Origin of the sequence: Idiomarina sp. A28L (assembly GCF_000218785.1) — a bacterium.
Lineage (GTDB): Bacteria > Pseudomonadota > Gammaproteobacteria > Enterobacterales > Alteromonadaceae > Aliidiomarina.
Genome location: NZ_AFPO01000002.1, coordinates 24,425 through 50,250 on the forward strand (window position 1 = coordinate 24,425; position 25,826 = coordinate 50,250).

Annotated in this window: 16 protein-coding genes, 1 tRNA gene and 1 pseudogene; 8 read left to right on the forward strand and 10 right to left on the reverse strand. The window is 44.5% G+C overall.

The annotated features are described in order from the left end of the window. Positions 1-66: 66 nt before the first annotated feature. Genes A28LD_RS01285 through rnr form a run of 3 tightly spaced genes read right to left on the reverse strand, consistent with a single transcriptional unit; the run spans position 67 to position 3,589 of the window. Complete coding sequence (locus A28LD_RS01285; protein WP_007419244.1) at positions 67-477, reverse strand: hypothetical protein; 411 nt, start codon at positions 475-477, stop codon at positions 67-69. After that, positions 474-1,223: a 23S rRNA (guanosine(2251)-2'-O)-methyltransferase RlmB gene (rlmB, locus tag A28LD_RS01290; RefSeq protein ID WP_007419245.1), complete on the reverse strand. Its 750-nt coding sequence runs from the start codon at positions 1,221-1,223 to the stop codon at positions 474-476. The genes A28LD_RS01285 and rlmB overlap by 4 nt, the downstream gene beginning before the upstream one ends. Beyond that, on the reverse strand, positions 1,220-3,589 hold the full coding sequence (gene rnr / locus A28LD_RS01295) for a ribonuclease R (protein WP_007419246.1): 2,370 nt from the start codon (positions 3,587-3,589) through the stop codon (positions 1,220-1,222). Before rnr ends, rlmB begins: the two co-directional genes overlap by 4 nt. A gap of 259 nt (positions 3,590-3,848) precedes the next feature. On the opposite strand from rnr, the gene A28LD_RS01300 reads away from it, so the two are divergent. Then, positions 3,849-5,687, forward strand: coding sequence for a DUF885 domain-containing protein (locus A28LD_RS01300; protein ID WP_007419247.1), 1,839 nt, complete (start codon positions 3,849-3,851; stop codon positions 5,685-5,687). A gap of 122 nt (positions 5,688-5,809) precedes the next feature. On the opposite strand, the gene A28LD_RS01305 is transcribed toward A28LD_RS01300, so the two are convergent. From A28LD_RS01305 to A28LD_RS11790, 4 genes are read right to left on the reverse strand one after another with little or no spacing between them, the layout of a single operon-like run. Beyond that, on the reverse strand, positions 5,810-7,504 hold the full coding sequence (locus tag A28LD_RS01305) for a diguanylate cyclase (protein ID WP_007419248.1): 1,695 nt from the start codon (positions 7,502-7,504) through the stop codon (positions 5,810-5,812). Continuing rightward, positions 7,501-7,884, reverse strand: coding sequence for a response regulator (locus tag A28LD_RS01310; protein WP_007419249.1), 384 nt, complete (start codon positions 7,882-7,884; stop codon positions 7,501-7,503). Before A28LD_RS01310 ends, A28LD_RS01305 begins: the two co-directional genes overlap by 4 nt. Before the next feature lie 24 nt (positions 7,885-7,908). Continuing rightward, entirely contained in the window at positions 7,909-10,773 is a 2,865-nt protein-coding gene (locus tag A28LD_RS01315; protein WP_007419250.1) for an ATP-binding protein, read from the reverse strand. Next, positions 10,766-14,023, reverse strand: a complete 3,258-nt coding sequence (locus A28LD_RS11790; protein WP_007419251.1) for a PAS domain S-box protein — start codon at positions 14,021-14,023, stop codon at positions 10,766-10,768. The genes A28LD_RS01315 and A28LD_RS11790 overlap by 8 nt, the downstream gene beginning before the upstream one ends. 189 nt (positions 14,024-14,212) lie before the next feature. On the opposite strand from A28LD_RS11790, the gene A28LD_RS01325 reads away from it, so the two are divergent. From A28LD_RS01325 to A28LD_RS01335, 3 genes and pseudogenes are all read left to right on the forward strand, one after another. Beyond that, the gene (locus A28LD_RS01325; RefSeq protein ID WP_007419252.1) at positions 14,213-16,210 is read left to right on the forward strand and encodes an acetyl-CoA hydrolase/transferase C-terminal domain-containing protein; all 1,998 of its coding nucleotides are present in this window, start codon (positions 14,213-14,215) and stop codon (positions 16,208-16,210) included. Positions 16,211-16,305: 95 nt separating this feature from the next. Beyond that, positions 16,306-17,310, forward strand: a complete 1,005-nt coding sequence (locus A28LD_RS01330; RefSeq protein ID WP_007419253.1) for a branched-chain amino acid aminotransferase — start codon at positions 16,306-16,308, stop codon at positions 17,308-17,310. Positions 17,311-17,323: 13 nt separating this feature from the next. After that, positions 17,324-17,689, forward strand: a pseudogene (locus A28LD_RS01335) (DUF3047 domain-containing protein); the annotation flags it as partial. Between the two features lie 109 nt (positions 17,690-17,798). Here the strand turns inward: A28LD_RS01335 and A28LD_RS01340 are convergent. Then, positions 17,799-17,885 (reverse strand) — tRNA-Leu (locus tag A28LD_RS01340). Positions 17,886-18,022: 137 nt separating this feature from the next. Between A28LD_RS01340 and A28LD_RS01345 the strand changes: the two genes are divergently transcribed. Further along, positions 18,023-18,562: an RDD family protein gene (locus A28LD_RS01345; RefSeq protein ID WP_007419255.1), complete on the forward strand. Its 540-nt coding sequence runs from the start codon at positions 18,023-18,025 to the stop codon at positions 18,560-18,562. Here the strand turns inward: A28LD_RS01345 and lptG are convergent, their stop codons facing one another. Both lptG and lptF read right to left on the reverse strand, forming a co-directional pair. Beyond that, positions 18,563-19,630, reverse strand: coding sequence for an LPS export ABC transporter permease LptG (lptG, locus tag A28LD_RS01350; RefSeq protein WP_007419256.1), 1,068 nt, complete (start codon positions 19,628-19,630; stop codon positions 18,563-18,565). Continuing rightward, positions 19,630-20,742: an LPS export ABC transporter permease LptF gene (lptF, locus tag A28LD_RS01355; RefSeq protein WP_007419257.1), complete on the reverse strand. Its 1,113-nt coding sequence runs from the start codon at positions 20,740-20,742 to the stop codon at positions 19,630-19,632. The genes lptG and lptF overlap by 1 nt, the downstream gene beginning before the upstream one ends. Before the next feature lie 222 nt (positions 20,743-20,964). Here lptF and pepA point away from each other — a divergent pair, with 222 nt between their 5' ends. The 3 genes from pepA to A28LD_RS01370 are packed head-to-tail and all read left to right on the forward strand — an operon-like array spanning position 20,965 to position 25,767. Then, positions 20,965-22,470, forward strand: coding sequence for a leucyl aminopeptidase (pepA, locus tag A28LD_RS01360; RefSeq protein ID WP_007419258.1), 1,506 nt, complete (start codon positions 20,965-20,967; stop codon positions 22,468-22,470). A 3-nt stretch (positions 22,471-22,473) separates the two neighbouring features. Beyond that, a complete protein-coding gene (locus A28LD_RS01365) occupies positions 22,474-22,914 on the forward strand; it encodes a DNA polymerase III subunit chi (RefSeq protein WP_007419259.1) in 441 nt (146 codons plus the stop codon). Positions 22,915-22,926: 12 nt separating this feature from the next. Further along, complete coding sequence (locus A28LD_RS01370) at positions 22,927-25,767, forward strand: valine--tRNA ligase (RefSeq protein WP_007419260.1); 2,841 nt, start codon at positions 22,927-22,929, stop codon at positions 25,765-25,767. Positions 25,768-25,826: the final 59 nt, after the last annotated feature.

Consider the following 25,826-nt stretch of genomic DNA (forward strand, 5'->3'; position numbering starts at 1 on the left):
CAAGGAACTTGAAATTAACTTTAAATAGTTAGTTGGGCTGATTCAAGCCGGCGAATTGTACGCGAACTAACCAGCGATAACAAGCTCTGAAAGTGCATTATTCACGAGGGAAAACATTTTTGCGGAAAGGCTTAAAGCAACTTCAGCCGGGCCTTCTACTATAATAGGTTGGCCATTCACATTAGCAGTGATTTTAATTTCATCATTCCCTAAGCGCTCAATATTGATCTGCACACTTGCTACCGGATCACCGGTTTGTGATGTTGCCAAGCGGTATTCATGGTGCGTTTGCATACGATACAAAATATCGTCCGCCACCCGCTTCTGCATACGATCATTCTCGGTGTATTCCATTTCTAACCCGATAGGCGGGCGAAACTGGTTCACCGTTGAATCCGATGAACCGAGCCATGACATTACTGCAAAAAGCATTACCGCCACACCAATTAACAATAGCGGTAATATTTTTTTCATCATTTACCGGCACTCCGCTGCCGCACTACTTCAAATAAACATACACCCGCAGCTACAGAAACGTTCAAGCTACTTACGGAACCCGCTAACGGAATCGAAATTAAATCATCGCAAAGCTCACGAGTAAGCCGACGCATGCCCGCTCCCTCAGCGCCCATAACAAGTGCAACTGGGCCAACAAATTTATTCTGATATAGGGTTGCATCAGCTTCGCCAGCAGTGCCGGTAACCCACACGCCTTCATCTTTTAGTATGCGAATTGCACGTGCTAAGTTTGTAGCGGTAACTAAAGGCACTATTTCAGCTGCCCCACTTGCTACCTTACGAACCGTTGCGTTCAAGCCAGCCGCTTTATCTTTCGGCACAATAACCGCAGTAACAGCGGCCGCATCGGCGGTACGCAAACACGCACCTAAATTGTGCGGGTCGGTTACTTGATCAAGAATCAGAAACAACGCCTTTTGCCCAGCGTTTTGCGCAAGCTCTGGCAGATCATTTTCTTGATATACACGCCCTGGCGTTACGATAAGCAATACACCTTGGTGGTTGCCCTCTTGCACTCTATCATCGAGCGTTTTGCGTTGGCAAAACTGTGGGCGAACACCGGCAATACGAGCTGCTTTCACAATCTCTTGAATTGCGGGATCATCTCTATCTTTCTGTACAAATAATTCTAATGCTCTCTCGGGAGCATGTTGCAATAGCGCGCTAACCGAATGAATGCCAAATACTGTTTCACTTTTACTCATCGCGAACGTTTCTTCCTAGTTGAATTTTTCTTGCCTGCCTTTGCAGCGCCTGGGGATGCAGCTTTAGGTTTCGTACCTGAGGTTTTTTTATCACCCCTAGCTTTACTTGAGCCTTTGCCTCTTCCCTTGCTTGGTCCGCGCTTTTCTGAATGCTTCTGCTTAACTCTGCGCTTCGGTGCCAATGCATCCGAGGTTTGTTCTACATGCAATAGTTCAAAATCAATTTTGCGCTCATCTAAGTTAACCGCAGCTACTTTTACGCGAGCCTTATCACCAAGCCGGTATACACTGCCACTCGATTCACCGATTAATAAGTGGCGTTCCGCATCAAAGTGGTAATACTCACTTTTCAGGTTCGATATGTGCACTAAGCCATCAATCATGTAATCGGTTAACCGCACGAACAAACCAAAGTTCGTAACCGCTGAAATTACGCCTTCAAATTCATCACCAACGTGATCTTGCATGAACTCACACTTCAGCCATTCATCAACCTGGCGGGTGGCATCATCTGCACGGCGCTCAGTTTGTGAGCAATGCGGGCCAAGCTCTGCAAGTTGTTTAGGCTCATAATGATGTGCGCCTTCCAAACCCGGCATACCACGATGCTGTTCAGCAAGAATGCGCTTAATTTCTCGATGTAAAACCAAATCTGGATAACGGCGAATTGGCGATGTGAAATGCGCGTAGGCTTTCAACGCCAAGCCAAAGTGCCCACGATTTTCAACCGTGTAAATGGCTTGCTGCAATGAACGCAACAGCATGGTTTGAATCAGTTCCCGATCTGGCCGATCTGCTACTTGTTTTAACACTTCGCCAAAATCAGCTGGGGCTGGTTCATCACGAAGCGGCATAGTTAAGCCCATTTCGCCCAACACCATACGGAACGCCATCAGGCGATCTTCATCAGGTAAATCATGCACACGGAACAGTGCTGCGCCTTTGTTCTTTTCAACAAAATTAGCAGCGGCCACGTTGGCCATAATCATACATTCTTCAATCAGCATGTGCGCTTGATTGCGGTGCACCGGTTCTATACGCTCAATTTTGCGTTCTGCATTGAAAATAAAGCGTGTTTCCACAGTATCAAAATCAATAGCGCCACGGCGTTCGCGGCTTCCGCGTAAAATTTTATACAATCCCTGCAAATTCTCGATGTGTGGAACCACCGCCTGATATTGGCTACGGAGTTCTTTATCACCATCTAAAATAGCCGCCACCTTGGTATAGGTTAACCGCGCATGAGAGTTCATCAATGCCGGGTAAAAGCTCGATTCCAGTAGCTTGCCGCGCGGCCCAATTACCATTTCGGCAACCATACACAAACGATCTACTTGCGGGTTTAATGAACACAGGCCATTTGATAATGCCTCTGGGAGCATTGGAATTACATGATTTGGAAAATATACCGAATTACCACGGCTGAGCGCTTCTTTATCGAGGCCGTTTCCCGGGCGAACATAATGGCTTACATCAGCAATGGCTACCCATAACCGAAATCCTTTATCGTCTGGCTGGCAGAAAACCGCATCATCGAAATCTCGCGCATCTTCACCATCAATCGTTACCAACGGCAAACGGCGCAGATCTACTCGGCCTTTTTTATCTGAATCAGGCACTTCTGCTGGAATTGATTTCGATTCTTGCTCTACTGCCGCTGGCCATTCGTGTGGAATATTGTGTTCGCGAATCGCTACTTCAATTTCCATACCCGGCGCCATATGATCGCCGATAATTTCAACTACTTTAGCCAATGGCGATGAACGCCGGCTTGGCCGCGACATAATTTCCGCAACTACAATTTGGCCATGCCGAGCACCATTAGTGTGCTCTGGTTGGATAATTAAATCTTGGCTTACGCGGGTATCATCTGGCACCACTAAAGCAATACCATCTTCGAAGAAATAGCGGCCTACTATCTGCCGAACCTCATCATTTAGTGTTCGTACTATTCGGCCTTCTTTGCGCCCTTTGGCATCGGCGGCGCCAGCTTTCACTAACACTCGATCGCCGTGCATAACGGTTTGCATTTGATGAAACGGTAAAAATAAATCAGGCCCGCCTTCATCTAAACGCACAAACCCGAAGCCATCTCGGTGGCCAATTACAACGCCTTTCTGCAAATCCATGCGCTCAGGCATGCCATAGGAATCATTGCGTGTATAAACCAGTTGGCCATCGCGCTCCATAGCGCGCAAACGCCTCTTCACCCCAATATGCTGGCGCTCATCGGTTAACTTAAAATGGCTCAAGATATCTTGGTAAGCTACCGGCTTGAGCGCATTTTTCACCACCTCTAACATGGCCTCCCGCGAAGGGATTTCCACATCATGCTGCGGTTGTTCTGGAGTTGTTTTGTCATTCATATCGATAATAACTTTTTCTCTTGTTTTGCTGGCTTTAAAGCCGTTTAGGTATGGCTGTAGTATATCACTGTGTTGTAATTTTAGATAATAGCGGTATTTGATCTTTATTTGGCTAATATCACTGACTAACTCGAGCCGTAGTCAGCATGTAAAAACGTGCTAGGATATTATTTAGTAAACCACCAATATTTTTGTGCGCCGTTCTGGCAACGTAGTTTCGCCCCGGCATATTTCAATTGAATGATAGAGGTTATCTCCAATGCGTAAATTACTATTTGCTGGGGCGCTTATAGCCCTACTCAGCGCGTGCAGCGATGCACCACCTTCGCAGCCTGACGCCGAGTTAACGGAATCAGAGCGCTTAAACCTATGGCTTGATGAGAAGTTTGAAGAACGGCTGCAGATGACACCCATGCAACTCACGATGCTGGGGCGTAAAGAGCAATATGATCGCTTAAACGATGTAAGCGAAGCAGGCCAACGGGAAATGGTAGATTGGTCTCAGGCCACTGTTACTGAGATGGAACAGAATTTCGATTATGGCAGCCTTGATCAAGAAGCAAAAACTTCCTACGACCTTTGGGCTTACCAAGTAGAACGCGATACTCGGGCTTTTGAGTATCGTGATATGGCATACATCTTCCACCAAATGTCGAGTATTCACTCTGCTCTTCCGCAATTCTTAATTTCATTTCATGCGGTAGATAATGAAGATGATATGCGCGCTTATATTGCACGTTTACAACACCTCGAAGTATCTATTGATACGCTCTTACAGATGGCGCAAGAGCGTGCTGAGAATGGTATTCGTGTACCTGATTTTGGCTACCGCGGCGCTTTACGGCAAGCACGCGCATTAATCGATGGCACCCCCTTCACTGAAGGCAATGAATCAGCACCCTTATTTGAAGATGCAGGAAATAAGATTGCTGAATTATTAGAATCAAATGCTATCGATAGCCAGATAGCTGAATCGCTTGAGAATGAAGTTCGTAGTGCGCTCATCAATCATGTTGGCCCCGCTTACCAGCGCTTAGTGGATTGGTTAGAAGAGGATATGGTGAATGCGGATAGCAATCCTACCGGTGTAGCCAAATATGAAGGTGGGCGTGATTACTACAACTTTATGCTGTGGTTCCATACCACCACCGATTTAACAGCGGAAGAAGTTCACCAAATTGGTGTTGATGAAGTAGCTCGAATTCAAGAAGAAATGCGCGTAATTCAGGAGCGTGTTGGTTTTGCTGGTACCTTGCAAGAATTCTTTGATTTTGTGCGTACTGATGAGCAATTCCTATACCCCAATACTGATGAAGGCCGCCAAGCTTACATAGATGATTCAACGGCTTATCTTGATGGTATTGCCGATCGCCTTCCTGATTTCTTTGGTATTTTGCCAAAAGCTGATTTAGTGGTGCGCCGCGTTGAAGCCTTTCGCGAAGAAGATGGCGCACCGCAACATTACTTTCCTGGCACTCCCGATGGTTCGCGCCCAGGTATCTATTACGCACACCTTTCCGATATGAGTTCGATGCCAAAAGTAGATATGGAAGCCGTTGCTTATCATGAAGGTAATCCTGGCCATCACATGCAAATATCAATTGCTCAAGAATTGGAAAACATTCCACAGTTTCGCACTCAAGATCGGCATACGGTATATGTAGAGGGCTGGGCGCTGTATTCTGAGTTACTTGCCAAAGAAATGGGTGGTTATCGCGATGATTATTCTGATTTTGGCCGTTTAACCGCTGAGATTTGGCGTGCAGTTCGCTTGGTAGTTGATACGGGCATGCATGCCCTTGGCTGGAATGAAGATGAAGCCGTAGCTTATTTCCTTGAAAACACCCCGATTACTGAAGGTTCAGTTCGCGCCGAGGTTCAGCGCTATTTAGTTTGGCCTGGCCAGGCTACCGCATACAAAATTGGTATGCTACGCATTCAAGAATTGCGCGCACAAGCTGAAGAAGAGCTCGGTGATCGCTTTGATATTCGCGGCTTCCACGATACGGTTTTAGGCGGAGGTTCATTGCCTTTACCGATATTAGAACAACGTGTGCAGCAATGGATTGAAACCGTAAATAATGGATTCACAAACTAGTTCGAAGTAAATTAGCTTTTAACTAAGAAAATAAGCACCGCTCGGATTCTAGAAATAAAATTGAGCGGTGCGATGAAAAATTCTTATTAATGAACATCCATGCTAAATGGCGCTCTTGCTCGTCAATCAAGATCACTTCTTGCTGTAACTCGGTTTCGCCCGTTGTTTTTGCTACTGTAGAGCGCTTCATCTGCAGCTTCGATTAATTCAGACAAATCACTATCCGCGAATAAGGAAGATTCCACGCATCCTGCGGACAGAGAACAACTAAATTGTACGTCCTGATATCTAAATTGCATCTCATTAAACGCAAGGCGAACTTCATTAATAATTTCGCAAGCTGAACGTTCCGTTGTTTGAGGGAGGATAACGAGAAACTCCTCTCCTCCATATCGTCCAATCAAATCGGTTTGCCGAAGTCGATGGCGTAAGAGTGTAGCCAACGAAGAAATAACCACATCACCAGTTGAGTGACCATATGTATCGTTAACCTTCTTAAAATGATCAATGTCGAGCATAACAATAGATACAGGGTACGATTCTCTTCTTCCCCTTTGTAATTCACGGGCTCCTGAATCTTTGATTGAGCCGTGCTTCAGCAAGCCGGTTAAGCTATCTTTACTAATTAATTTGTCTAGCGATCTTGCTCTTTGGACCCTTGAACGAATTGACGATATCAATCTTGGTTTTGATATCGGTTTAGTTAAGAAGTCATCAGCGTCAAACGACAACGCTTCTGATTGCTTACCTAAATCTTGTTCGGCAGATAAATATACAATTGGAATACTCTCAAATTGAGGGTGCTGCCGAATTAAAACCGCTATATCTATGCCAGAGTAATCAGGCATCTCCATATCGAGTAATATTAACTCTGGTCGAAAATCATTCATTACATCTACAATTTCATTAATCTGAGTTAATACTTTTACTTCAATTCCTTCTGATTTCAACATGATCTCAAGAAATGCTCGCAACTCGTGGTCATCGTCCACCAACAGCACCCGCTCATAGCTAGCCTGCGCACTTTCTAGATATTTTTCAATATGATGAATGAGAGTCGGAATATTTATCGGCTTGGATACAAAGGCAGTAGCGCGGAGCTTTGCCGCATATGCCCGTTTCTCAAAGCTGTCGTCATTTGATAGTGCGATTAGTCGCCGAGGCCTATAATCCCCAGCGGTTAAAGTCAAACGCATATTATTCTTTCTGCCTAACTCTCCTCCATCTAAATCAATCATAGTTACCGGTGGCCATCCACTTGTATTTGCGATAGCCAATGCATCACTTAAATTTAAGGTGCGAATATGAAAATTAAAGTTACTGATATGTTCAGAGAGCTGATTGGCTAATTCTTCGTCCTCTTCAATCAACCAAACTTCTGTCGTACTTCCAGTTTCTTCTGATTTATCAATAATTGGTGCCAGTAAGTCTTCAGGATGCCGCTCCGATAGAGCCTTTAAATCACTATTTTGAAACATCTCATCTAAAAAGTTACAAAACGCAATAACTGAAGTTCGCAGATGAATATTGCTAAAATCTTTGCTCTCTTGTTCAAGCGCATTAAAAGATGAAATAACAATCTCATCAGCTTTTTGTGCTTCCTCACTAGCTTGGTGAAGCCCGAACGTTCCCGCGGAGCCAATAATAGAGTGCAAAATCCGGTGAATATCCTCAATAACTGTTTTATCAATCCGGGAGGCTAGATCTGAAACAAGCCTACGTAACTTTGATTCATCACTTCTTAGGCGCAGTAAATACTGTGCGCGTATTTGCGCAATTTCTGTATCAAGATTCATATCCAACGCTTTATTGCTCATTGGCTTCTTCTCCAGATATCTTCAAGTATCGACGGTAACTTCATTGGATCAAAAGGCTTAGAGATAACATCGAAAGCTCCACAGCTATGTAACTCCTCAATTTCTTTATCAAGCACTTTTGCCGTAAAAAAAACTACAGGAATGTTGGTTACTAACCCCTTCTCTTTCAATATGCTTAGTGTTGCGGGTCCATCTAGGCCTGGCATCATAACGTCGAGTAAGATAATGTTCGGAGCAAATACCTGCACTTTATCAATTGCCTCTCTACCAGATGAACATATCAAGGTTTCTAATCCCCCAACACGCTCCAATGATAGCTTTGCGATAGCTTGAATATCTTGTTCATCATCAACCACAAGCACTCGTTCTAATTTTGTCATGTAAATTTCCCTGCGCTCATTTTTTTAGCACATTAAGCTCTGAATCAAATCTATAAGCTTCTTTTGAGTAAATTGTGCTTTACCTAATACAGCATCAACTCGAGGAAAGTCGACGTTTGAAAAATCGTAATCCGAAACTACGATAATTTTGATGTTAGAGTTCAACAACTTCACTTCGTTTAAAACCTCCAAGCCAGAACCATCAGGCAAGGCGATATCTAGCACCATCAGTTCATATTGAGTCTTTTCCAATTTGGCTCTTGCTTCGTGAACTGTTGAGGCACAGTCAATCCGATATTTATTTTTCAAGCTGGTAGAAACGATCGTAGCAAAATCAGCGTTATCCTCGACATGAAGAATCTTCGGCTTTCGCTCTAGCTTTTTGTCTTCGTTTTTATCACCCGCCAGTAACTCCTCTGGTTCTGCAACTTGTTTAGGGGCAACCACAATAGGAAATGAAAACCAGAATATAGTTCCTTCATCTGATTCGCTATCAAACCCGATCTCCCCATTCATTTGCTGAACGATAGCTCGGGTAATTGACAATCCTAGCCCAGTACCACCTTTCTGTTTGCTATCCGAAGAATCAGCCTGAGCAAAGGGTTGAAAGATTCGATTCTTGAATGTTTCCGGTATTCCTGCGCCTTGGTCTATAACTTTAATGACAACAATTGAATCTCGGACTTCAACTGCTACCTGAATAGATGTTCCATGAGGAGCATATTTTGCAGCATTCGAGAGCAAGTTACTCATAATTTGCATGAAACGAAGTTCATCAACACTTATTAATGTTCTCTCGTCTATCGAGCACTTAAGTGTAATACCAACATTATATTTCTTTGCATAATTTGAGTTGTCAGCGATAGCTTTCTCAATAAGTTCACTAACAACGAAATTCTTCATATTTAGCGATAGGCTTCCGGAAGTAGTCTTTTCCATATCTAACAAGTCATTAATAAGTAGCGTTAACCGCTGGCTATTTCGAGTCGCTAAATTTAGAACACTTTTCGTATCGTCAGAAAAATCAGTTTGATCTAGCGATATTAGAGAGAGTGCACCCGAAATAACAGAAAGCGGAGTTCTCAGCTCATGGCTTACGGTAGATAAAAACTCAGATTTTAGCTTTTCAGCTTTCTCAGCTGCCTCACGCGCAAATACTAAACCTGAAATATCAATCATAGTCCCTAGCATTGATACTGGAACTCCTATTTCATCACACTTAATAATTGCGTGACCTTTCATCCATCTTAATTCACCACTGTTCTCTTTTATAATCTGGAATGTGGTTTTTAATGGAACGGGAGGGTTTTCTATTGGCAGATGTTGATTCGTTTTCTCAATTAATTTGTACAAATACAAATTAAAGGGTTCAAGATAATCAGAAGTTAATAAGCGCTCGATGTTTTCATAGCTGCCAGTAAAATCAGAGCTTGAAACGCCGGTTAACTCAAACATTTGCTCATTCCAGAGCATTTTCTTGCTAGACAGATCAAGCTCCCAAACCCCTACCTGAGCTACTGCAGTGGCCGCTTCTAATCGTTCTTTTAATTCGCGAGTTATATTTTGATTGTGCAAACGCTCACTAACATCTGCCGCCAAAGCTAAATAGCCACTGGCATTTCCATTGCTATCAAATTCTTTAGTTACAGTTAATTCTACAGGGATACGAGCTCCTGATTTGGTGATATACGTCCATACACGCTTTTCTGAACCCTTCAAATCTGGAATAACTGTAAAAACAGAAAAACCGGACACATTTCGCGATAATGCTCGGCTTAGCTCTTCGGCTCTTTCATCAATTTCACTTGCCTCATGAAAGAGACCAGGACTCTCGTTACCAATCAAATCAGCCGCGCTATAGCCCAACATTCGTTCAGCGCCTTTATTGAAAACGTTTATAATACCCTGATTGTCGGTTGCAATAATTGCCGTTTCACTTGCTGCTTGTAAAACATTATCGAGCTTTCGAAAGGCTTTTAGTGATTCGTTCGTTTTTTCTTCAACTTCACTTGCAAGTACTGCCACTAACTTATTTTGATACAGATATCGAGTCACGTAAGAAAGCCCTGAAACACCCAGCAAAATTAATACCCAGGCTACTATTCTAGCTGGCCAAACATTAGCAACCTCAAACTCTGCAGCTACAGCAAGTTCCCACTGCCCCCCAGGAATATTAACAAGAGCGAGAGTGCTTCCTGGCGCAAAAGCCGAAGGCGCTCCAAAAAACGCCTCTCCATACTCCGAGTTTTCTTCTATTTTTCTGAGTCCCACAGATAGCCTCTGCCCAGCTAAATTTGCTTCTTGTTCTATAGACGAGAATAAACTTTCTGCATCGATAACAGCACTTACCATTCCCCAATAGAGATCATCAATGTATAACGGAGAGCGGTAAATTAAGCCCATATTGCCTTGAACTAACTCTACAGGCCCGATTAACTTAGCTGCGCGTGAATCTATTACTGTTTTAATATCAGCCCACTGCCCGGGTAGCTCCTCATAACGAATACCTATTGCTAATTCGTTACCTTCTAGAGGGAAAACCCAACGCAACTCATTTCCCGGAGCAATTCCAATATTCCGAAAATAAGCACTAAATGTATAAACTTGATTCAGTATTGATTTGATCTCGCTTGGGACAACCTCCCCATTACGCGCTAACACATACGCTTCAATGCCGTGAGTTAGAAAAATAAGGCCATTCAACTCAGATTCTAATTGCGACTTTGTTCTTGTCACGTACTCCGTTACGGTTTGTTCAGCTTGGTATTTTTCATATCGTTGGTAATCCCAAATCAAATATTCGGCAACGGCAACAAAAAAAACAAAAACAAGAGCAGCAATCCACTTCAAGTGCTGCCCTGATGCACTATAATACTCTGACCTATCCATTATTTTCCCCTAAAGTTTTGTTTCTGTAGGGGAAAGTAATATTAAATACCGTACCGCCGGGATTCGATTCGAAATCAATAGTTCCACCTAATTGTTCAACGATTTCCTTGCAGATTGATAAACCAAGGCCAGTACCACCCGTTTTTCTAGTGTTGCTGGCATTTGCCTGAGCAAACTTTTCAAAAACGCGCGGGTGAAATTCTTCGGGAATACCCTCACCTCGATCGATAATCGAGATCCGAACCCCTAACTCTTCTTTTTTAGCATTTAGCGTGACAATATCTCCTGAAGAAGAAAATTTCACAGCATTTGAGAGTAGGTTAGTAATTACTTGCTCAAATCGTTGAGCATCAACATCAATCTCCAGAGCAGGATCTATATCCTCCACGCTAAGGGTTACATTATGCCGTTTCGCAAACGGTTCATTTCTCTCAATAATATCTTTAAACAATGAGTGTACGGATAACGTTTCTATGCTCCACTCAATTCTACCCGCTAATAGTTTTTCCAAATCTAAAATATCATCGATTAATAAGCTTAAACGACTACTATTCTTGAGTGCTATGGCTATCATCTCAACGGCTGATTTTGGCAGCTCTCCGGTAGCGCCACCTAACAAAAGCTGAAGTGAGCCAGTAATAGAGCTAATGGGAGTTCGCAATTCATGGCTTACGGTTGAAACAAATTGATTCTTGATCTCGTCATTCCGTTTACGTTCAGAAATATCCTCAATAATCGACCAAATAAGCTTACGACCTGAATTGTCTTCAACAAGCATCCCATGTAAACAAACAGGATATCTACTGCCGTCTTTTCGTATGTACTCCTTTTCAAAAGGCCCATACCTCGATGTCGTATCCAACATCTTAAGTTGCTTAAACTCCTCAGCTTCATATTCTCGCGGGGTAACATCCCAATAACTTAGGGATATAAATTCATCTCTTGTGTATCCGGTGGATAAAAGGAGCGCCGCATTCAGATCAACAAACGCCCCTGTTTCATAATCATTCAACGCTATTCCGATCGGAGATAGCTCAAACAAACCTCGAAGCCTCTGCTCGCTTCTTTCAAGGGTGGCCTGTTGGTTTTTCAATTCAAGCGTTGTAGATACCCACCGAGCCATCAATCGTATAAATTGCTTCTCAGTTTCTCTGAACGAATTCTCTCGCGACGTTGTTGAAGAGAAGCTTAATGTTCCGAAGCGCTTACCCTCAACATATAAAGGAACACCGATGTAAGACTCTAAAGTAAACGACTGATAACAAGGGTGTCCTCGATATTCTGAACTTTTCATTTCATCGATAGTAATAACATCGTTAGCGTTTAGGGTGATATCACAGTAGGTATTGCTAAGCGCAAAAGTTTGTCCATTTTTCAATTCAGCATTTTCGGGGGCGGTAAAAGCAACTACTTTGTATTCAGATTCTTGGATTTGACTCACTATACCTAATTCTAATCCAAGATATGATGAGCCCAAAGCCAGAGCTAAGTTCAAGCGCTCCAAAGTTTCGGTTCCCGCTATTGATGAGATATCGTTTAAAGCTTTAAAAGCTGACAACTGGTTTTCAAGTTCAATTCGATTAGATTTATCATCAGTAACGTTTAGGATAAATCCATCAAGATGCTCAACGTCACCATTCTTATCGTAAACTGGCCGCCCCTTTTCTTTTGCCCATTGAACTGAGCCATCACGGTGAAGTACTCTGTATTCTATGAGCCAATCCGTGTGTTCCTCAATCGCTTTTTCTACTGCAATACTCGCCATTTTTTTGTCGTCAGGATGAATTACGCTATCGTAAGATCTAACTTTATTTTGGATAAAATCAGATGCTGGATAACCTGAAAGTGGGTCAACCTTGTCACTGAGGTAGAGCATTGTCCATTCCTCATCATATCGGCATCGATAAGTCACTCCCGGCATATTATCAACCAACGAACGAAATTGAGCCTCGCTCTCTCGTAATGCTTCTTCCAGTAAAACCTGCTGAGTAATATCTCGTACGGCAAATACATACTCCGTTTCACCAAATGCGTTAAGTAGCGGAGCACCATTAACCGAAAGCGCCTTCCACTCCCCATCTGGCCAGCGAATAGCGTGCTTAATATCTTTTACGGGCTGCTTTGTCCTACTAACAACTGCAAAAGGAAGCTTGTCGTTTGGGAACTCACTACCGTCAATATTCGTTATGTGCCACCTTGGGTCATCAAAAGTTGCTTCATTATCTTTCGGCGAATCATTTAGTTGTAACCCAAGAACTCGAATTGCTTCATTATTCGCATAAGTAAAGCGGCCATCCTCATTAATAACAATAAAGGCTGATACATCACTATTAAATATGTTTTCTAGAAAAAGGCGTTGTGATTCAAGTTCCTGTTTAGCTTGCATTTGTAGCGTAATATCAGCATGAGTTCCAGAAACAATAAGTGGCTCACCATCATCTGTTCGAGAAACAACGCGTCCTCGATCGTGAACCCAAATCCAAGAACCATTTTTATGCCGCATTCGAGCTTTACAATCATAAAACTCCAACTCACCAGAGAAATGCTTATTTAGTAACTCCCCGGAATGCTCTAGATCATCGGGATGAGCTAGAGACATCCAAGTGTCAATGGATATGGGCTCAAGCTCACTTAAGGTGTAACCAACGATTTCAGCCCAACGTTCATTAAATACCGTATCCCCAGTTTGAACATTCCATTCCCACGTTCCTATATTGGTTCCTTCGAGAATAGAGAGCAGTCGCTGTTCATTGCTTTGCACTTCCAACGACAGTGACGTTTGCACTTCACTCGAAATTGACTCTGCTAAAAAATCTAATAACTCTCTTTCATTAGCGAGCAAAACACGGGGGCTTTTATTTAGAACCCAAAAAAAACCAAGTCTCCGTTGGTTTTGGCCAATTAGAGGTATTGCACTATAAGAGCGAATATAGGAGTGATTCTTAATAGCTGGGTAATCAGTTAATCGAACGTCTGATTCCGTATCGTTAACCTCAAGTATATTGTTCTCGAGTATTGTGCGGGAAAAAGAATCAAAAGAACTTAAAAATTGAGGAATGTCAGGCCCCGAATAATACTGAATGTATTCCCTACCTTCTTGTACTAGAGAAATAAAGGCAATGGGTACATTAAGAGTGTCCTGTGCTATTCGCGTTAATCTAGCAAATACAGCTTTCGATACTGGGGCTAACTTATTGAGCTTGGCAGATTCGTTAAGTATTTTGTTTACACTAGAGTTTTTCGGATTCATTAAGGGAGTACTCTTTACAGATGAGTTATAAATCATCATAGACATCAGCCACTGTATACTCAAGCTCCTAAAAGAGCTAAGTTCGAACACTTACTTGATTTCTCCATATTTACAGCTAAAAACAAACTATTGGAACGATGGTGACAATTACTATTTGAAAACAAATACCTTAAACATAAAGAGTGCCTCATGAACCATGCTCACCCTTATCGAACCCAACAAAGCAACAGATGCGTTGAAGAAGTAATTCAGCGGGTAGGTAAAAAAATAACATTGGGGCTTCCCCTTGGCCTAGGGAAGCCTATTCATTTCGTTAATGCGTTATACCAATACGCCAAAGAAAATCCTGAAATTGAACTCCACATAGTTACAGCACTTTCACTGTTACCACCCGTTCCTACAAAGGGCCTTGAACAACGTTTTATGGGCCCTTTTTTAGAGCGCATGTATGGTGATATACCGGAACTCGAATACGCAAGAGATGTGCTCGATCATAAGCTTCCAAGCAATGTAAAAGTATCTGAGTTTTTCTTCCAAGCGGGTAATTTTTTGCATCACAATGAACAGCAACGGCGTTATATCTGCACTAATTACACCCATGCCATGCGCGATCTATTGGCGCTCGGTGTGAATGTTATTGGCCAGCTTGTGGCTCCAGATACCAATCCTAATTACCCAGAGCAATTTAGCCTGAGCTGTAATCCAGATTTATCATTAGATTTATTTGTAAATTTACGGGCCGCCGAAACGGCAGAAAACCCTGTTGCACTGGTAGCTGAATGTAACAACAATCTGCCATTTTTTGGCCGCGATGCGGCTGTGCCTATTTCTACTTTCGATGTAATACTGGAAAATAAAGAAGCTGAATACCCACTCTTTTCAGCCCCTCATTCTCCTATTAGTGCACAAGACCACATCATTGGTTTTTACGCCAGCACACTGTTGAAAGATGGCGGCACCTTGCAGGTGGGCATCGGTTCGTTAGGTGCAGCGTTAATTTATGGCACGCGCTTACGCCATGAGCACAACGATGATTGGCAACAGCTCTACCGAGATTTGGAGGTTGCCAAGCGATTTCCTGTCGCTGAAAAATATGGCGGCGTTAAGCCTTTTAAAAAAGGTTTATATGGTTGTAGCGAAATGATGGTTGATGGGTTTATCTACCTTCTAGAAGCGGGAATATTAGCTCGAAAAGTTTACCCTGATGTTGATTTGCAAGAAGCAATCAACAAGGGTGAACTAGACCCAGCGCAAACTGATGATGTTCGTTTGCAAGGTGGCGTTGTGATGCACGGCGGCTTTTATTTGGGCCCGCGTAACTTCTATAAAAAATTAGAACAGCTAAGTGATGAACAACGCGAACTTATTTGCATGAGCAGCGTGAATTATATTAATGATCTTAACGATCACCGCTTTGGTAACCAACGCCTTAAGGTTGCACAGCGAGTTTCTAGCCGTTTTATTAACTCCGCAATGCAATGCACTCTAGATGGCGCGGTAGTTTCCGATGGGCTAGAAGATGGCCGCGTGTTAAGCGGTGTTGGCGGGCAATATGATTTTGTTTCCATGGCTCACGATCTCAAAGGGGCCCGCTCTATTTTAACCATTCGCAGTACTCGCATGTCCGGCAAGAAAGTTCATTCGAATATATTGTTCTCCTATGGCCATTGCACTATTCCCCGGCACTTACGCGATATTATTATCACCGAATACGGTATCGCTGATCTTCGTGGCCGCGCTGATGAGCAGGTTTATTTAGCGTTGATTCGAATCGCCGATTCTAGATTTCAAGCAAAGCTTTTAAAACAAGCTCAACAAGCGGGTAAAGTAGATTCGAACTTTTCACTGCCCGCAGAATGGCAGAATAATACACCTGAATATGTAACCAGCAGCCTCGATAATTTCCAGAAAAAAGGTTTATTTCCCGCCTTTCCTTTCGGTACCGATTTCAGTAAAGATGAATTAAAAATTGGCAAAGCTCTAAATCGTTTGAAAGTAGATACTTCTACCCATTTAGGAAAAGCCAATATTTTGTTGCAAGCTCTGCTACTTGGCAATGCTAGTGAGCAATACAAACCCCTATTAAAACGCATGCAATTTACTGAGGTGAGAGGATTTAAAGATTGGCTAGATCGTCGTTTGTTCGTTTTGGCTTTAAAAAGAGCTGAATCTGCATCGCGAAAATGACCGTGAACTCCTTTGTTGGAACACAAAGATTCAGCCTTAGATAAACTTAATGTATCCTCGATACCATTTTACAAGTAAACCTTAAGGAAACACTGATGGCAGCATTCGGAACTCAGTTCATGCCAAATATGGCTGTGGCCACTTTTAAAGATAACGCGTGGAGCAACCCGCAAATAGTTAGTAGCAACAGCATATCACTACATCCCGGTGCCCACGTATTACATTACGCCAGCACCTGTTTTGAAGGGCTAAAAGCATTTAAGCATGAAGATGGCTCGGTGTATGTTTTTCGCATGGATAGAAATATCGCACGCATGCAGCAAAGCACCGAACTGTTGCATTTACCAAAGTTTCCAGCCGAGCTTCTTGAAGGCATGATTCTAAGCAGTTTAGCCGATGTGGTTAACGATATTCCGGCACCGCCAAGCTCAATGTATATTCGGCCAACACATATAGGCACCGAGGCTGCTATTGGTAAAGCGGCATCGCCTTCAAATAGCTCAATGTTATATGTGCTGTTATCGCAAGTGGGCGCCTATTTTTCGGGTGGCGACGTTGCTTTACGTTTGCTCATTGAAGAAGATAGCATGCGCTGTGCAGCGCACATGGGCATGATTAAAAGCGGCGGCAACTATGCGAGCGCAATGGGCCCGATTCTTCGTGCAAAGGAAAAATATCAGGCAGATCAGGTGCTCTTCTGCCCACAAGGTGATGTGCAGGAAACTGGTGCAGCTAACTTTATCTTAATCGACGGCAACGAAGTGATTACCAAATCTCTTGATTCATCGTTTCTGCATGGCGTAACGCGTGATTCTATTCTCACCATTGCCCGCGATCTTGGCATGGATGTGCAAGAACGCGCTCTGAGTGTAGAAGAGCTGTTAGACCGCGCCAGCAAACCCGGATGTGAAGCTGCGTTATCGGGCACAGCTGCGGTGTTAGCACCTGTTGGAACATTAATCCATGAAGGCAAAGAACATGTTATTGGTAACGGTAAACCTGGGCCGACAACGTTAAAGTTGCGTGCAACATTGAACGAAATTCAATGGGGCAAACGCGAAGATAGCCACGGCTGGTTGCGCCAAGTAATAAAGGCGTGAGTTTCCGCAAGTAGGAAATGAGCGCGAAAAAGATGGTGATGATTATGCTGCTCGCATTTATGTAGTGCGTGAGCATTCCATTCTTCGCTGGCGTACGCGCGCTGTAAACTATGTATGGAGCCAACAAAGCGAGGTAGGTGCAAACTGGCCCAACCCTTTTGCTAAGCAAGCACATATGCTAGCAACGCGCTCTGGTAAACAAGAAAGTGACCAATGGCAAACTGAAACTCGAGATCTACAAGCTGATTTCGAGAACTTTCATGGGCAAGCACCTGATAAAATTAATGCGATTGCGATTATGACGGATTGCGACAACAGCAATTCATCGGCATCCGCTTCGTACCGCAGAATTCGTTTACACGCTCGTGATACTGATTAATTTTGCTCTAATCGAAACTACCTTGAGCCACTTTAGGCCTATAAGATAAGTGCGTTTGAGCAACAGAGAACTTCTTAGCTTGCGGAAATGATCACATCATTAAAAGTTGTGGTGCCCGGGGCCGGACTCGAACCGGCACACCATTTCTGGCGGCGGATTTTGAATCCGCTGCGTCTACCAATTTCGCCACCCGGGCATTTCTTCGGAGGCTGCATCTGAATCAATCAGACGCAGCGCATTATACCCATGCCGGCGCTTCTTGCAAGCATGTATGATAAAAAAGAATACTTCGTGATATGATCTTGCAATCGTTCGTTCAGGATTTATACAAAAATGGCAAACTCCCCTTCTTCTAGCGCTCAGAATAGCGCCAATATTTCAACCGAGAACCTCGAGTACGCTCCCGTTCCAAGAGCCGGCTTCGGCCGCAGAATATTAGCTATCGTTTATGATTCTCTGGTTGTGGCTGCAGTAATTATGTTTGCGTTCGCGGTTTTACTAGCGGCACTCGGCCTCTTAACTAAAACCGGTGTGATAACCCTCGCTGAAGGTGAGGATCATGCTGCTCTATTGCAAGGTAACCCACTTACCAGTATTTATTTAGTTGCGGTTTTACTCTGGTTTTACGTAGGGTTTTGGGTGCGTGGGGGGCAAACGCTCGGCATGCGCACCTGGCGGTTACGAGTTCGTAATACCGATAATTCACGAATCACTAAGAAACAAGCGCTGATTCGAGCAGTAACTGCGTTATTCGGTTTGGGGAATATTTGGGTGTTGTTTGGCAATGAAAAATTGGCGCTGCAAGATCGCATCGCCAAATGCGAAGTTGTTGTGCTAAGCAAAGAAGCAAACCAATTTATTAACTGGAAGTAGCTAGATTCGGTTTCGGCTCAATATATAAAGCGCTGCAGCCGCAAAGAGCATTCCAGGCAATACCGCACCTAACAACGGTGGTAAGTTATAAACCTGCGATATCGGCGCAAAAACCTCATTGAATACATGGAAGGTAAATCCGGTTATTACGCCTAGCAGTACACGAGCTCCCATCGTAGTTGAGCGCAAAGGCCCAAAGATAAACGAGAGCGCCACGAGCAACATAACCGTTACCGTAAACGGTACTACCACTTTACGCCAAAAGGCGAGCTCGTAGCGGCTCGCATCTTGACGGTTAGATTTTAAATAGTTTACGTATTCTTTCAAACCAGTGATAGAAAGTGATTCAGGCCGCACGGTTACTGCACCAAGCTTGTCGGGTGTTAACGTGGAACGCCACGACCAGCTCGCAAGTTGGTAGTTAGCAACACGCTCTGGGGTTACTTCCGTATACTGAGCATCATGAACAAACCAATCAGGCCCCACATAGGTTGCCCTTCCTCCATGCACCACTTTTTCCAGTTCGCGGCCGTTAAATTCATATATGGTTACGTTCTCTAAAGTACCGGTATCGAGTACCTCACCAATATGAATAAAACGATTGCCATCTTTGGCCCATATGCCCTGTTCACCTGAAATTAAACTGCCTCCAGATATCGCTTGAGCGCGCAATTGCCTTGCTTGTGCCTCAGTGTTCGGCGCCACCCATTCGCCAATAGCGAGTACTGCAAACATCATAACAATGGCCGATTTCATAACTGAGCCGATAATATTTAGGCGCGAGAGGCCTGCGGCCATCATTACCGTGAGCTCGCTGCTACTGGCGAGCAGCCCCATACCAATTAGGCCGCCTAGCAAGGCAGCCATGGGGAAGAACATTTCTACATCACGAGGAATGCTGAGTAACACAAACACCAGAACATCAGACATTTCATAGGTGCCACGGCCAATTGCGCGAATTTGCTCAACAAACCGAATCAAACTGCTTAACCCGGTTAATACCGAAAGGCTTAAAAGCGTGGTGAGCAATACTGTTTTGCCAATGTAGCGATCGAGAATACTGAACATTATCTTCGCCCTCGCAACGCAGCCCGCATTCGATAGCCAGCTGGGCGTTCTTTCAGCAACAAAGAAATGCCGATTACGGCTAAACTAAGGTGTATCCACCAGAGCCCAAGTTCAATCGGCAATGAGCCATCGGCTAGCGCCCGCTTGGTTGCCATTAAGACCATAAAATAACCAAGATAAATCAGTAATGCCGGTGCAATTCGCGCAAATTTACCTTGTCGCGGGTTTACTCGGCTTAACGGTACAGCAATGAGAATTAGTAAAGGCATCGCCAACGGAATAGCAAGGCGCCATTGTAATTCGGCAGCGGCAGCATAGCTTGAATCGCCCCAGAGTTCGCGTGTTGGAATGGCTTCTTCGCGGCGGCCAGTACTATCTACTTCCTGCTCACGAATTTGAATTTGATACTGATCGAATTCCATCACTTGATGATCAAGGTTGGTAAGCGATTGTGAATAGCGCCTCCCTTCATCGAGTACCATTTGCTGGGCGCCATTTGGCAAAGTTTCAATGCGCCCGCGAGCTGCCATTACTACACTGGCCCGAACATCTCCGGAAGCCATTTCACCGCGCGCTGGCAATTGAGCAACGAAAACTTCTTCAAGCTCACCACTTTCAGATTGGCTTTCAATAAAAATAACCGCGCGTTGCTGGGCTGCTTGTTGAAAACGGCCTGATTGTAAAACCGAAACGCCCGCTTCGGCTCTTAATCGATCGGCTATGGTTTGCTCCTGCGCCAACGCCCATGGGCTAAGCCAGAGCGTGAGCAAGGCGGTAATTACGGCAAGAACACCGGCAAAAGCGAGAGAAACACGGGTGATATACCATTCACTCACGCCACAGGCGTGAAACACGGCCATTTCATGATCCGCATACAGACGCCCTTGGGCCATTAAAACCCCAAGGAAAAGGCTTATAGGAAGCAGCAATGAAGCTAACCCAGGTAACTGTAACCCAAGCACTAACAAAATGAGTTGCGCAGGAATTTGCCCTTCTGAAGCTTCCGTGAGAATCTGGACAAATTGCTGGCTAACGAAAATGGTTAGCAAAACCACAAAGATAGCCATTTGTGCTTTGAATGTTTCACGAATGATGTAACGAAATATGAGCACAGGCCCAACCCTTAACTTCGCTTTTTACTGGAAATCACTGAATATTTCAGTAAACTTTGTGTTTTGACAAGTTTGATCTGCGATTCTAAGGCTATATCATCGAATTTGCTTCCTTTTTTCCAAGGAATCTTTCGATTCAAGGCGATTAACTACGGCCTGCCGCCTTAGATTATTGCTAATAATGCCACGACCGGCATCAATAAACCAGAAATGGGAGTACCTATGGAATTTAGCGTAAAAAGCGGTAGCCCAGAAAAGCAACGTTCAGCATGTATTGTAGTGGGTGTTTTTGAACCTCGCCGTTTATCTCCGGCGGCTGAGCAGATTGATAAAATAAGCGATGGGTACTTAAGCAATATTCTACGCCGTGGCGATATCGAAGGAAAGCCAGGGCAAGTGCTGCTCCTCCACAATGTTCCAAATCTTCTGAGTGAACGAATTTTGTTAGTTGGGTGTGGTAAAGAGCGTGAACTGGATGAACGCCAATATCGCCAGATTATCAGCAAAACCATTGCTACCCTAAATGATACTGGCGCCATGGAAGCCGTTTGCTTCTTAAGCGAGCTGCATGTGAAAGGCCGAGATACCTATTGGAAAGTGCGCCACGCAATTGAAGCGGCACAAGGTAGCCTTTATGTATTCGATCAACTTAAAACCCATCGTGAAGAACCCCGCCGGCCGTTGCGGAAGCTTATTTTTAACGTGCCTTCTCGGCGTGAGTTACCTGTAGGTGAGCGAGCGGTAAGCCACGGTTTAGCAGTAGCTAAAGGCGTAAAGCTGTGCCGCGATGCAGCAAACATGCCGCCAAATATCTGCACCCCAATCTGGCTCGCAGAACAAGCGGAAGCACTAGCCGAGAATTATAGTAATTTAACCGTAGAGCGGGTAACTGAAACCGATATGGCTGAGCTTGGTATGAATGCATATCTTGCAGTGAGCCGTGGTTCAGATAACCCTGCGGTAATGACACTCATGCACTACCAAGGCGTGGATGATAATCGGGCACCTATCGTTTTAGTGGGCAAAGGCTTAACCTTTGATTCCGGCGGTATTTCGATTAAACCATCAGAAGCGATGGATGAAATGAAATACGATATGGGGGGTGCTGCAGGTGTTCTCGGAACCATGCAGGCACTAGCGGAATTGAAACTGCCCATCAACGTAATTGGCATTTTAGCTGGCTGTGAAAATATGCCAGATGGCCGTGCCTATCGCCCTGGTGATGTGATTAAAACGATGTCGGGGCAAACCGTAGAAGTACTCAACACAGATGCCGAAGGCCGTTTAGTATTATGCGATACCCTCACCTATGTTGAGCGTTTTAACCCTGAAACGGTTGTGGATATTGCTACCTTAACTGGCGCATGTGTTATTGCCTTGGGCGCGCATGCAACCGGCATGATGAGCAACCATAATCCATTGGCGCATGAGCTGCTTGGCGTTTCTAAACAAAGTGGTGATCGTGCTTGGCAACTGCCGTTATGGGATGAATACCAAGATATGCTGGATAGCCCATTTGCAGATATGACCAACCTTGGTGGTCGTCCTGCAGGTACTATTACAGCCGCTTGCTTCTTATCGCGCTTCACCAAAAAATATCATTGGGCACATTTAGATATTGCCGGTACCGCTTGGAAAGGTGGCAAAGATAAAGGCGCTACTGGTCGGCCTGTGCCTATGCTCACACAATTCCTCTTAGCGCGCTCAGGCGCTGCACAGAGCGAATAGGCTGTGGCTAGAGTAACTTTTTATGTTGTGAATAATGCGGCTCCGGCCGCATTGCTTAATGCTGTTTGTAAATTAATTGCACAGCAGTTTAATCAGCGCCGCCGTATTGTTATTTTCGGCCAAGATCAGGCACAAGCGGAAGCGGTTGATGAGCTACTCTGGCAAATTCCAGCTGAACGCTTTATTCCCCACAATTTAGTGGGAGAAGGCCCAATTGCTGGAACACCAGTATTAATTGGCTGGGATCAACCAGCAGGTGAATTAAGCAAACAACGAAATGTAGTATTTAATTTGCGCCACGAAGTGCCCGAATTAACTCGCCACATTCAAGAAATTATTGATTTCGTTCCTGCCGATGAAGCAGGCAAGGAACTTGCGCGTGAGCGCTATCGTCATTATCGGCAGCTGGGTATGCAAATGGCTACCCTACCTGCTCCGGAATAATTGAAGGACACCATGGATAAAACCTACTCCCCACAAAATATTGAGCAACGCCTTTACGAGAACTGGGAACAGGCGGGTTATTTCCGTCCATCTGGGCAAGGCGAATCTTATTGTATTATGATTCCGCCACCGAACGTGACCGGCAGTTTGCATATGGGCCACGCTTTTCAACACACACTTATGGATACTCTCACTCGTTATAAACGAATGGATGGGTATAACACGCTTTGGCAAGTGGGTTCTGATCACGCAGGTATTGCCACGCAAATGGTGGTAGAACGCAAATTAGCAGCCGAAAACTTAGATCGCCATAGCCTAGGCCGTGAAGCCTTTATTGATAAAGTTTGGGATTGGAAAGCTGAATCTGGCGGCACCATTACCCGACAAATGCGCCGCTTAGGTGATTCAGTAGATTGGGAACGTGAACGTTTCACTATGGATGAAGGCTTATCGAAAGCGGTGCAAGAAGTATTTGTGCGCTTGCATGAAGATAACCTTATTTACCGTGGTAAGCGCTTAGTAAACTGGGATCCGAAACTAAAAACAGCTATTTCTGATTTAGAAGTTGAGAACAAAGATACCAAAGGCAAAATTTGGCATTTGCGTTACCCCCTTGCCGATGGCGCTACAACTGCTGATGGTAAAGATTATGTGATTGTAGCCACTACTCGGCCAGAAACTATGCTTGGCGATTCTTGTGTTGCAGTGCACCCAGAAGATGAGCGCTACCAAACGCTACAAGGTAAATTCATTGAATTGCCACTTACCGGCCGCAAGATCCCGATTATTGCTGATGATTATGTAGATCAAGAATTCGGCTCTGGCTGTGTAAAAATAACGCCGGCACACGATTTTAATGATTACGAAATTGGTAAACGCCACAATCTGCCATTAATTAATATTCTGAGCGATTCTGCGCACGTTCTTGCCGAAGCTGAAGTGTTCGATATCAAAGGCCTTCCGCGCACCGACGTTGATACTAGTTTACCCGCTGAGTTTGCAAGCCTTGAGCGCTTTGCTGCGCGTAAAGCCGTTGTTGCTGCTATGGAAGCCCTAGGCTTGTTAGAAAAAGTTGCTGAGCACGATAACAAGGTGCCGTATGGCGATCGCTCTGGTGTAGTTATAGAACCGTTCTTAACTGATCAGTGGTATGTACGTGTAGCACCATTGGCCGAAACGGCAACGAAAGCTGTGGAAGATGGCGAAATCGAATTTGTGCCGAAGCAATACGAGAATATGTATTTCAGTTGGATGCGCGATATTCAAGATTGGTGTATTTCCCGCCAACTTTGGTGGGGCCACCGAATTCCCGCTTGGTACGATGATGAAGGCAATGTTTATGTTGGCCGCAGTGAAGCCGAAGTTCGTGAAAAGCATGGGCTCGGCGAACGCGCTTTACAGCAAGATAACGATGTATTGGATACTTGGTTTTCTTCAGCGTTATGGACATTCTCAACCTTGGGTTGGCCAGAGAATACCGAAGCCTTAAAAACCTTCCACCCAACCAATGTTTTGGTTACTGGCTTTGATATTATTTTCTTCTGGGTAGCACGCATGATCATGATGACCATGCACTTCCTGAAAGATGAAGATGGTAAACCTCAGGTGCCATTTAAAACAGTATATGTAACCGGCTTAATTCGGGATGAGCAAGGCGATAAGATGTCGAAATCGAAGGGGAATGTTATTGATCCTCTGGATATGATCGATGGTATCGGCCTCGAAGAGCTACTCGAAAAACGCACCAGCAATTTGATGCAAGAAAAACTCGCAACACAAATTGCCAAACGCACGAAAAAAGAGTTCCCTGAAGGTATTACCGCCCACGGCACCGATGCGTTGCGTTTTACCCTTGCGGCGCTCGCCTCAACCGGGCGCGATATCAACTGGGATATGAAACGCCTTGAAGGTTATCGTAACTTCTGCAATAAACTTTGGAACGCCAGCCGCTATGTGCTGATGAACACCGAAGAAAAAGATTGCGGATTGAACGGCGGCGAAATGCAGCTTTCATTGGCTGATCAATGGATTATTGAACGCTTTAACGATACCACCAAGCAGTTTCGCCATGCACTCGATACCTACCGTTTCGATCAGGCTGCGGCAATTGCCTATGAGTTTACCTGGAACCAATTCTGCGATTGGTATTTAGAGCTTACCAAACCAGTATTGTTTAGTGGCAGCGAAGCCCAGCAACGTGCCACACGCCATACCTTGGTAACGGTTCTCGAACAACTTCTGCGCCTATTGCACCCGTTGCTGCCGTTCATAACCGAAGAGATCTGGCAGCGCGTAGCACCGTTAGCAGGAGCCCAAGGCGATACCATTATGCTACAAGCGTATCCACAAGTTCAGCCGGTAAAGTTTGCTGAAGCGCAAGCGGATATGGAATGGCTGAAGCAAGTTATTGTTGCAGTGCGTAATATCCGCGGTGAAATGGATTTATCGCCAAGCAAAGCATTGCCGGTATTGATTGTTAATGCCGATACAACTGCTACACGCCGTTTAAATGAGAACGCAAGCTTCCTAAGCGCGCTTGCTAAGCTTGAATCCCTTACCTTTATAGCAACGGATGAAGAAGCACCTGCAAGTGCTACAGCGCTTGTTGGCCGCATGGAAATTCATATTCCTATGGCAGGCTTAATCGATAAAGAAGCAGAACTTGCTCGTTTAGATAAAGCGATTGATAAAGCCCAAAAAGAGTTACAGCGGGTTTCTGGAAAGTTATCGAATGAGAAGTTTGTGAGTAACGCACCGGCCGATGTCATTGCCAAAGAGCGTGAAAAACAAGCTGAAGCCGAAGAGCTAGTAAAGCAGCTCGAGCAACAGCGCCAGCGTATCGCAACGCTGTAGTTGTTCTGAAAGCTAATATTAAAAAACCCGATTCCTGTGAATCGGGTTTTTTCTTAGCT

What these genes read in the sequence shown, in the direction of transcription:
- A28LD_RS01285 (WP_007419244.1), bottom strand. Translation starts at nt 477, where the DNA reads ATGATGAAAAAAATATTACCGCTATTGTTAATTGGTGTGGCGGTAATG.
- rlmB (WP_007419245.1), bottom strand. Translation starts at nt 1,223, where the DNA reads ATGAGTAAAAGTGAAACAGTATTTGGCATTCATTCGGTTAGCGCGCTA.
- rnr (WP_007419246.1), bottom strand. Translation starts at nt 3,589, where the DNA reads ATGAATGACAAAACAACTCCAGAACAACCGCAGCATGATGTGGAAATC.
- A28LD_RS01300 (WP_007419247.1), top strand. Translation starts at nt 3,849, where the DNA reads ATGCGTAAATTACTATTTGCTGGGGCGCTTATAGCCCTACTCAGCGCG.
- A28LD_RS01305 (WP_007419248.1), bottom strand. Translation starts at nt 7,504, where the DNA reads ATGAGCAATAAAGCGTTGGATATGAATCTTGATACAGAAATTGCGCAA.
- A28LD_RS01310 (WP_007419249.1), bottom strand. Translation starts at nt 7,884, where the DNA reads ATGACAAAATTAGAACGAGTGCTTGTGGTTGATGATGAACAAGATATT.
- A28LD_RS01315 (WP_007419250.1), bottom strand. Translation starts at nt 10,773, where the DNA reads ATGGATAGGTCAGAGTATTATAGTGCATCAGGGCAGCACTTGAAGTGG.
- A28LD_RS11790 (WP_007419251.1), bottom strand. Translation starts at nt 14,023, where the DNA reads ATGAATCCGAAAAACTCTAGTGTAAACAAAATACTTAACGAATCTGCC.
- A28LD_RS01325 (WP_007419252.1), top strand. Translation starts at nt 14,213, where the DNA reads ATGAACCATGCTCACCCTTATCGAACCCAACAAAGCAACAGATGCGTT.
- A28LD_RS01330 (WP_007419253.1), top strand. Translation starts at nt 16,306, where the DNA reads ATGGCAGCATTCGGAACTCAGTTCATGCCAAATATGGCTGTGGCCACT.
- A28LD_RS01345 (WP_007419255.1), top strand. Translation starts at nt 18,023, where the DNA reads ATGGCAAACTCCCCTTCTTCTAGCGCTCAGAATAGCGCCAATATTTCA.
- lptG (WP_007419256.1), bottom strand. Translation starts at nt 19,630, where the DNA reads ATGTTCAGTATTCTCGATCGCTACATTGGCAAAACAGTATTGCTCACC.
- pepA (WP_007419258.1), top strand. Translation starts at nt 20,965, where the DNA reads ATGGAATTTAGCGTAAAAAGCGGTAGCCCAGAAAAGCAACGTTCAGCA.
- A28LD_RS01370 (WP_007419260.1), top strand. Translation starts at nt 22,927, where the DNA reads ATGGATAAAACCTACTCCCCACAAAATATTGAGCAACGCCTTTACGAG.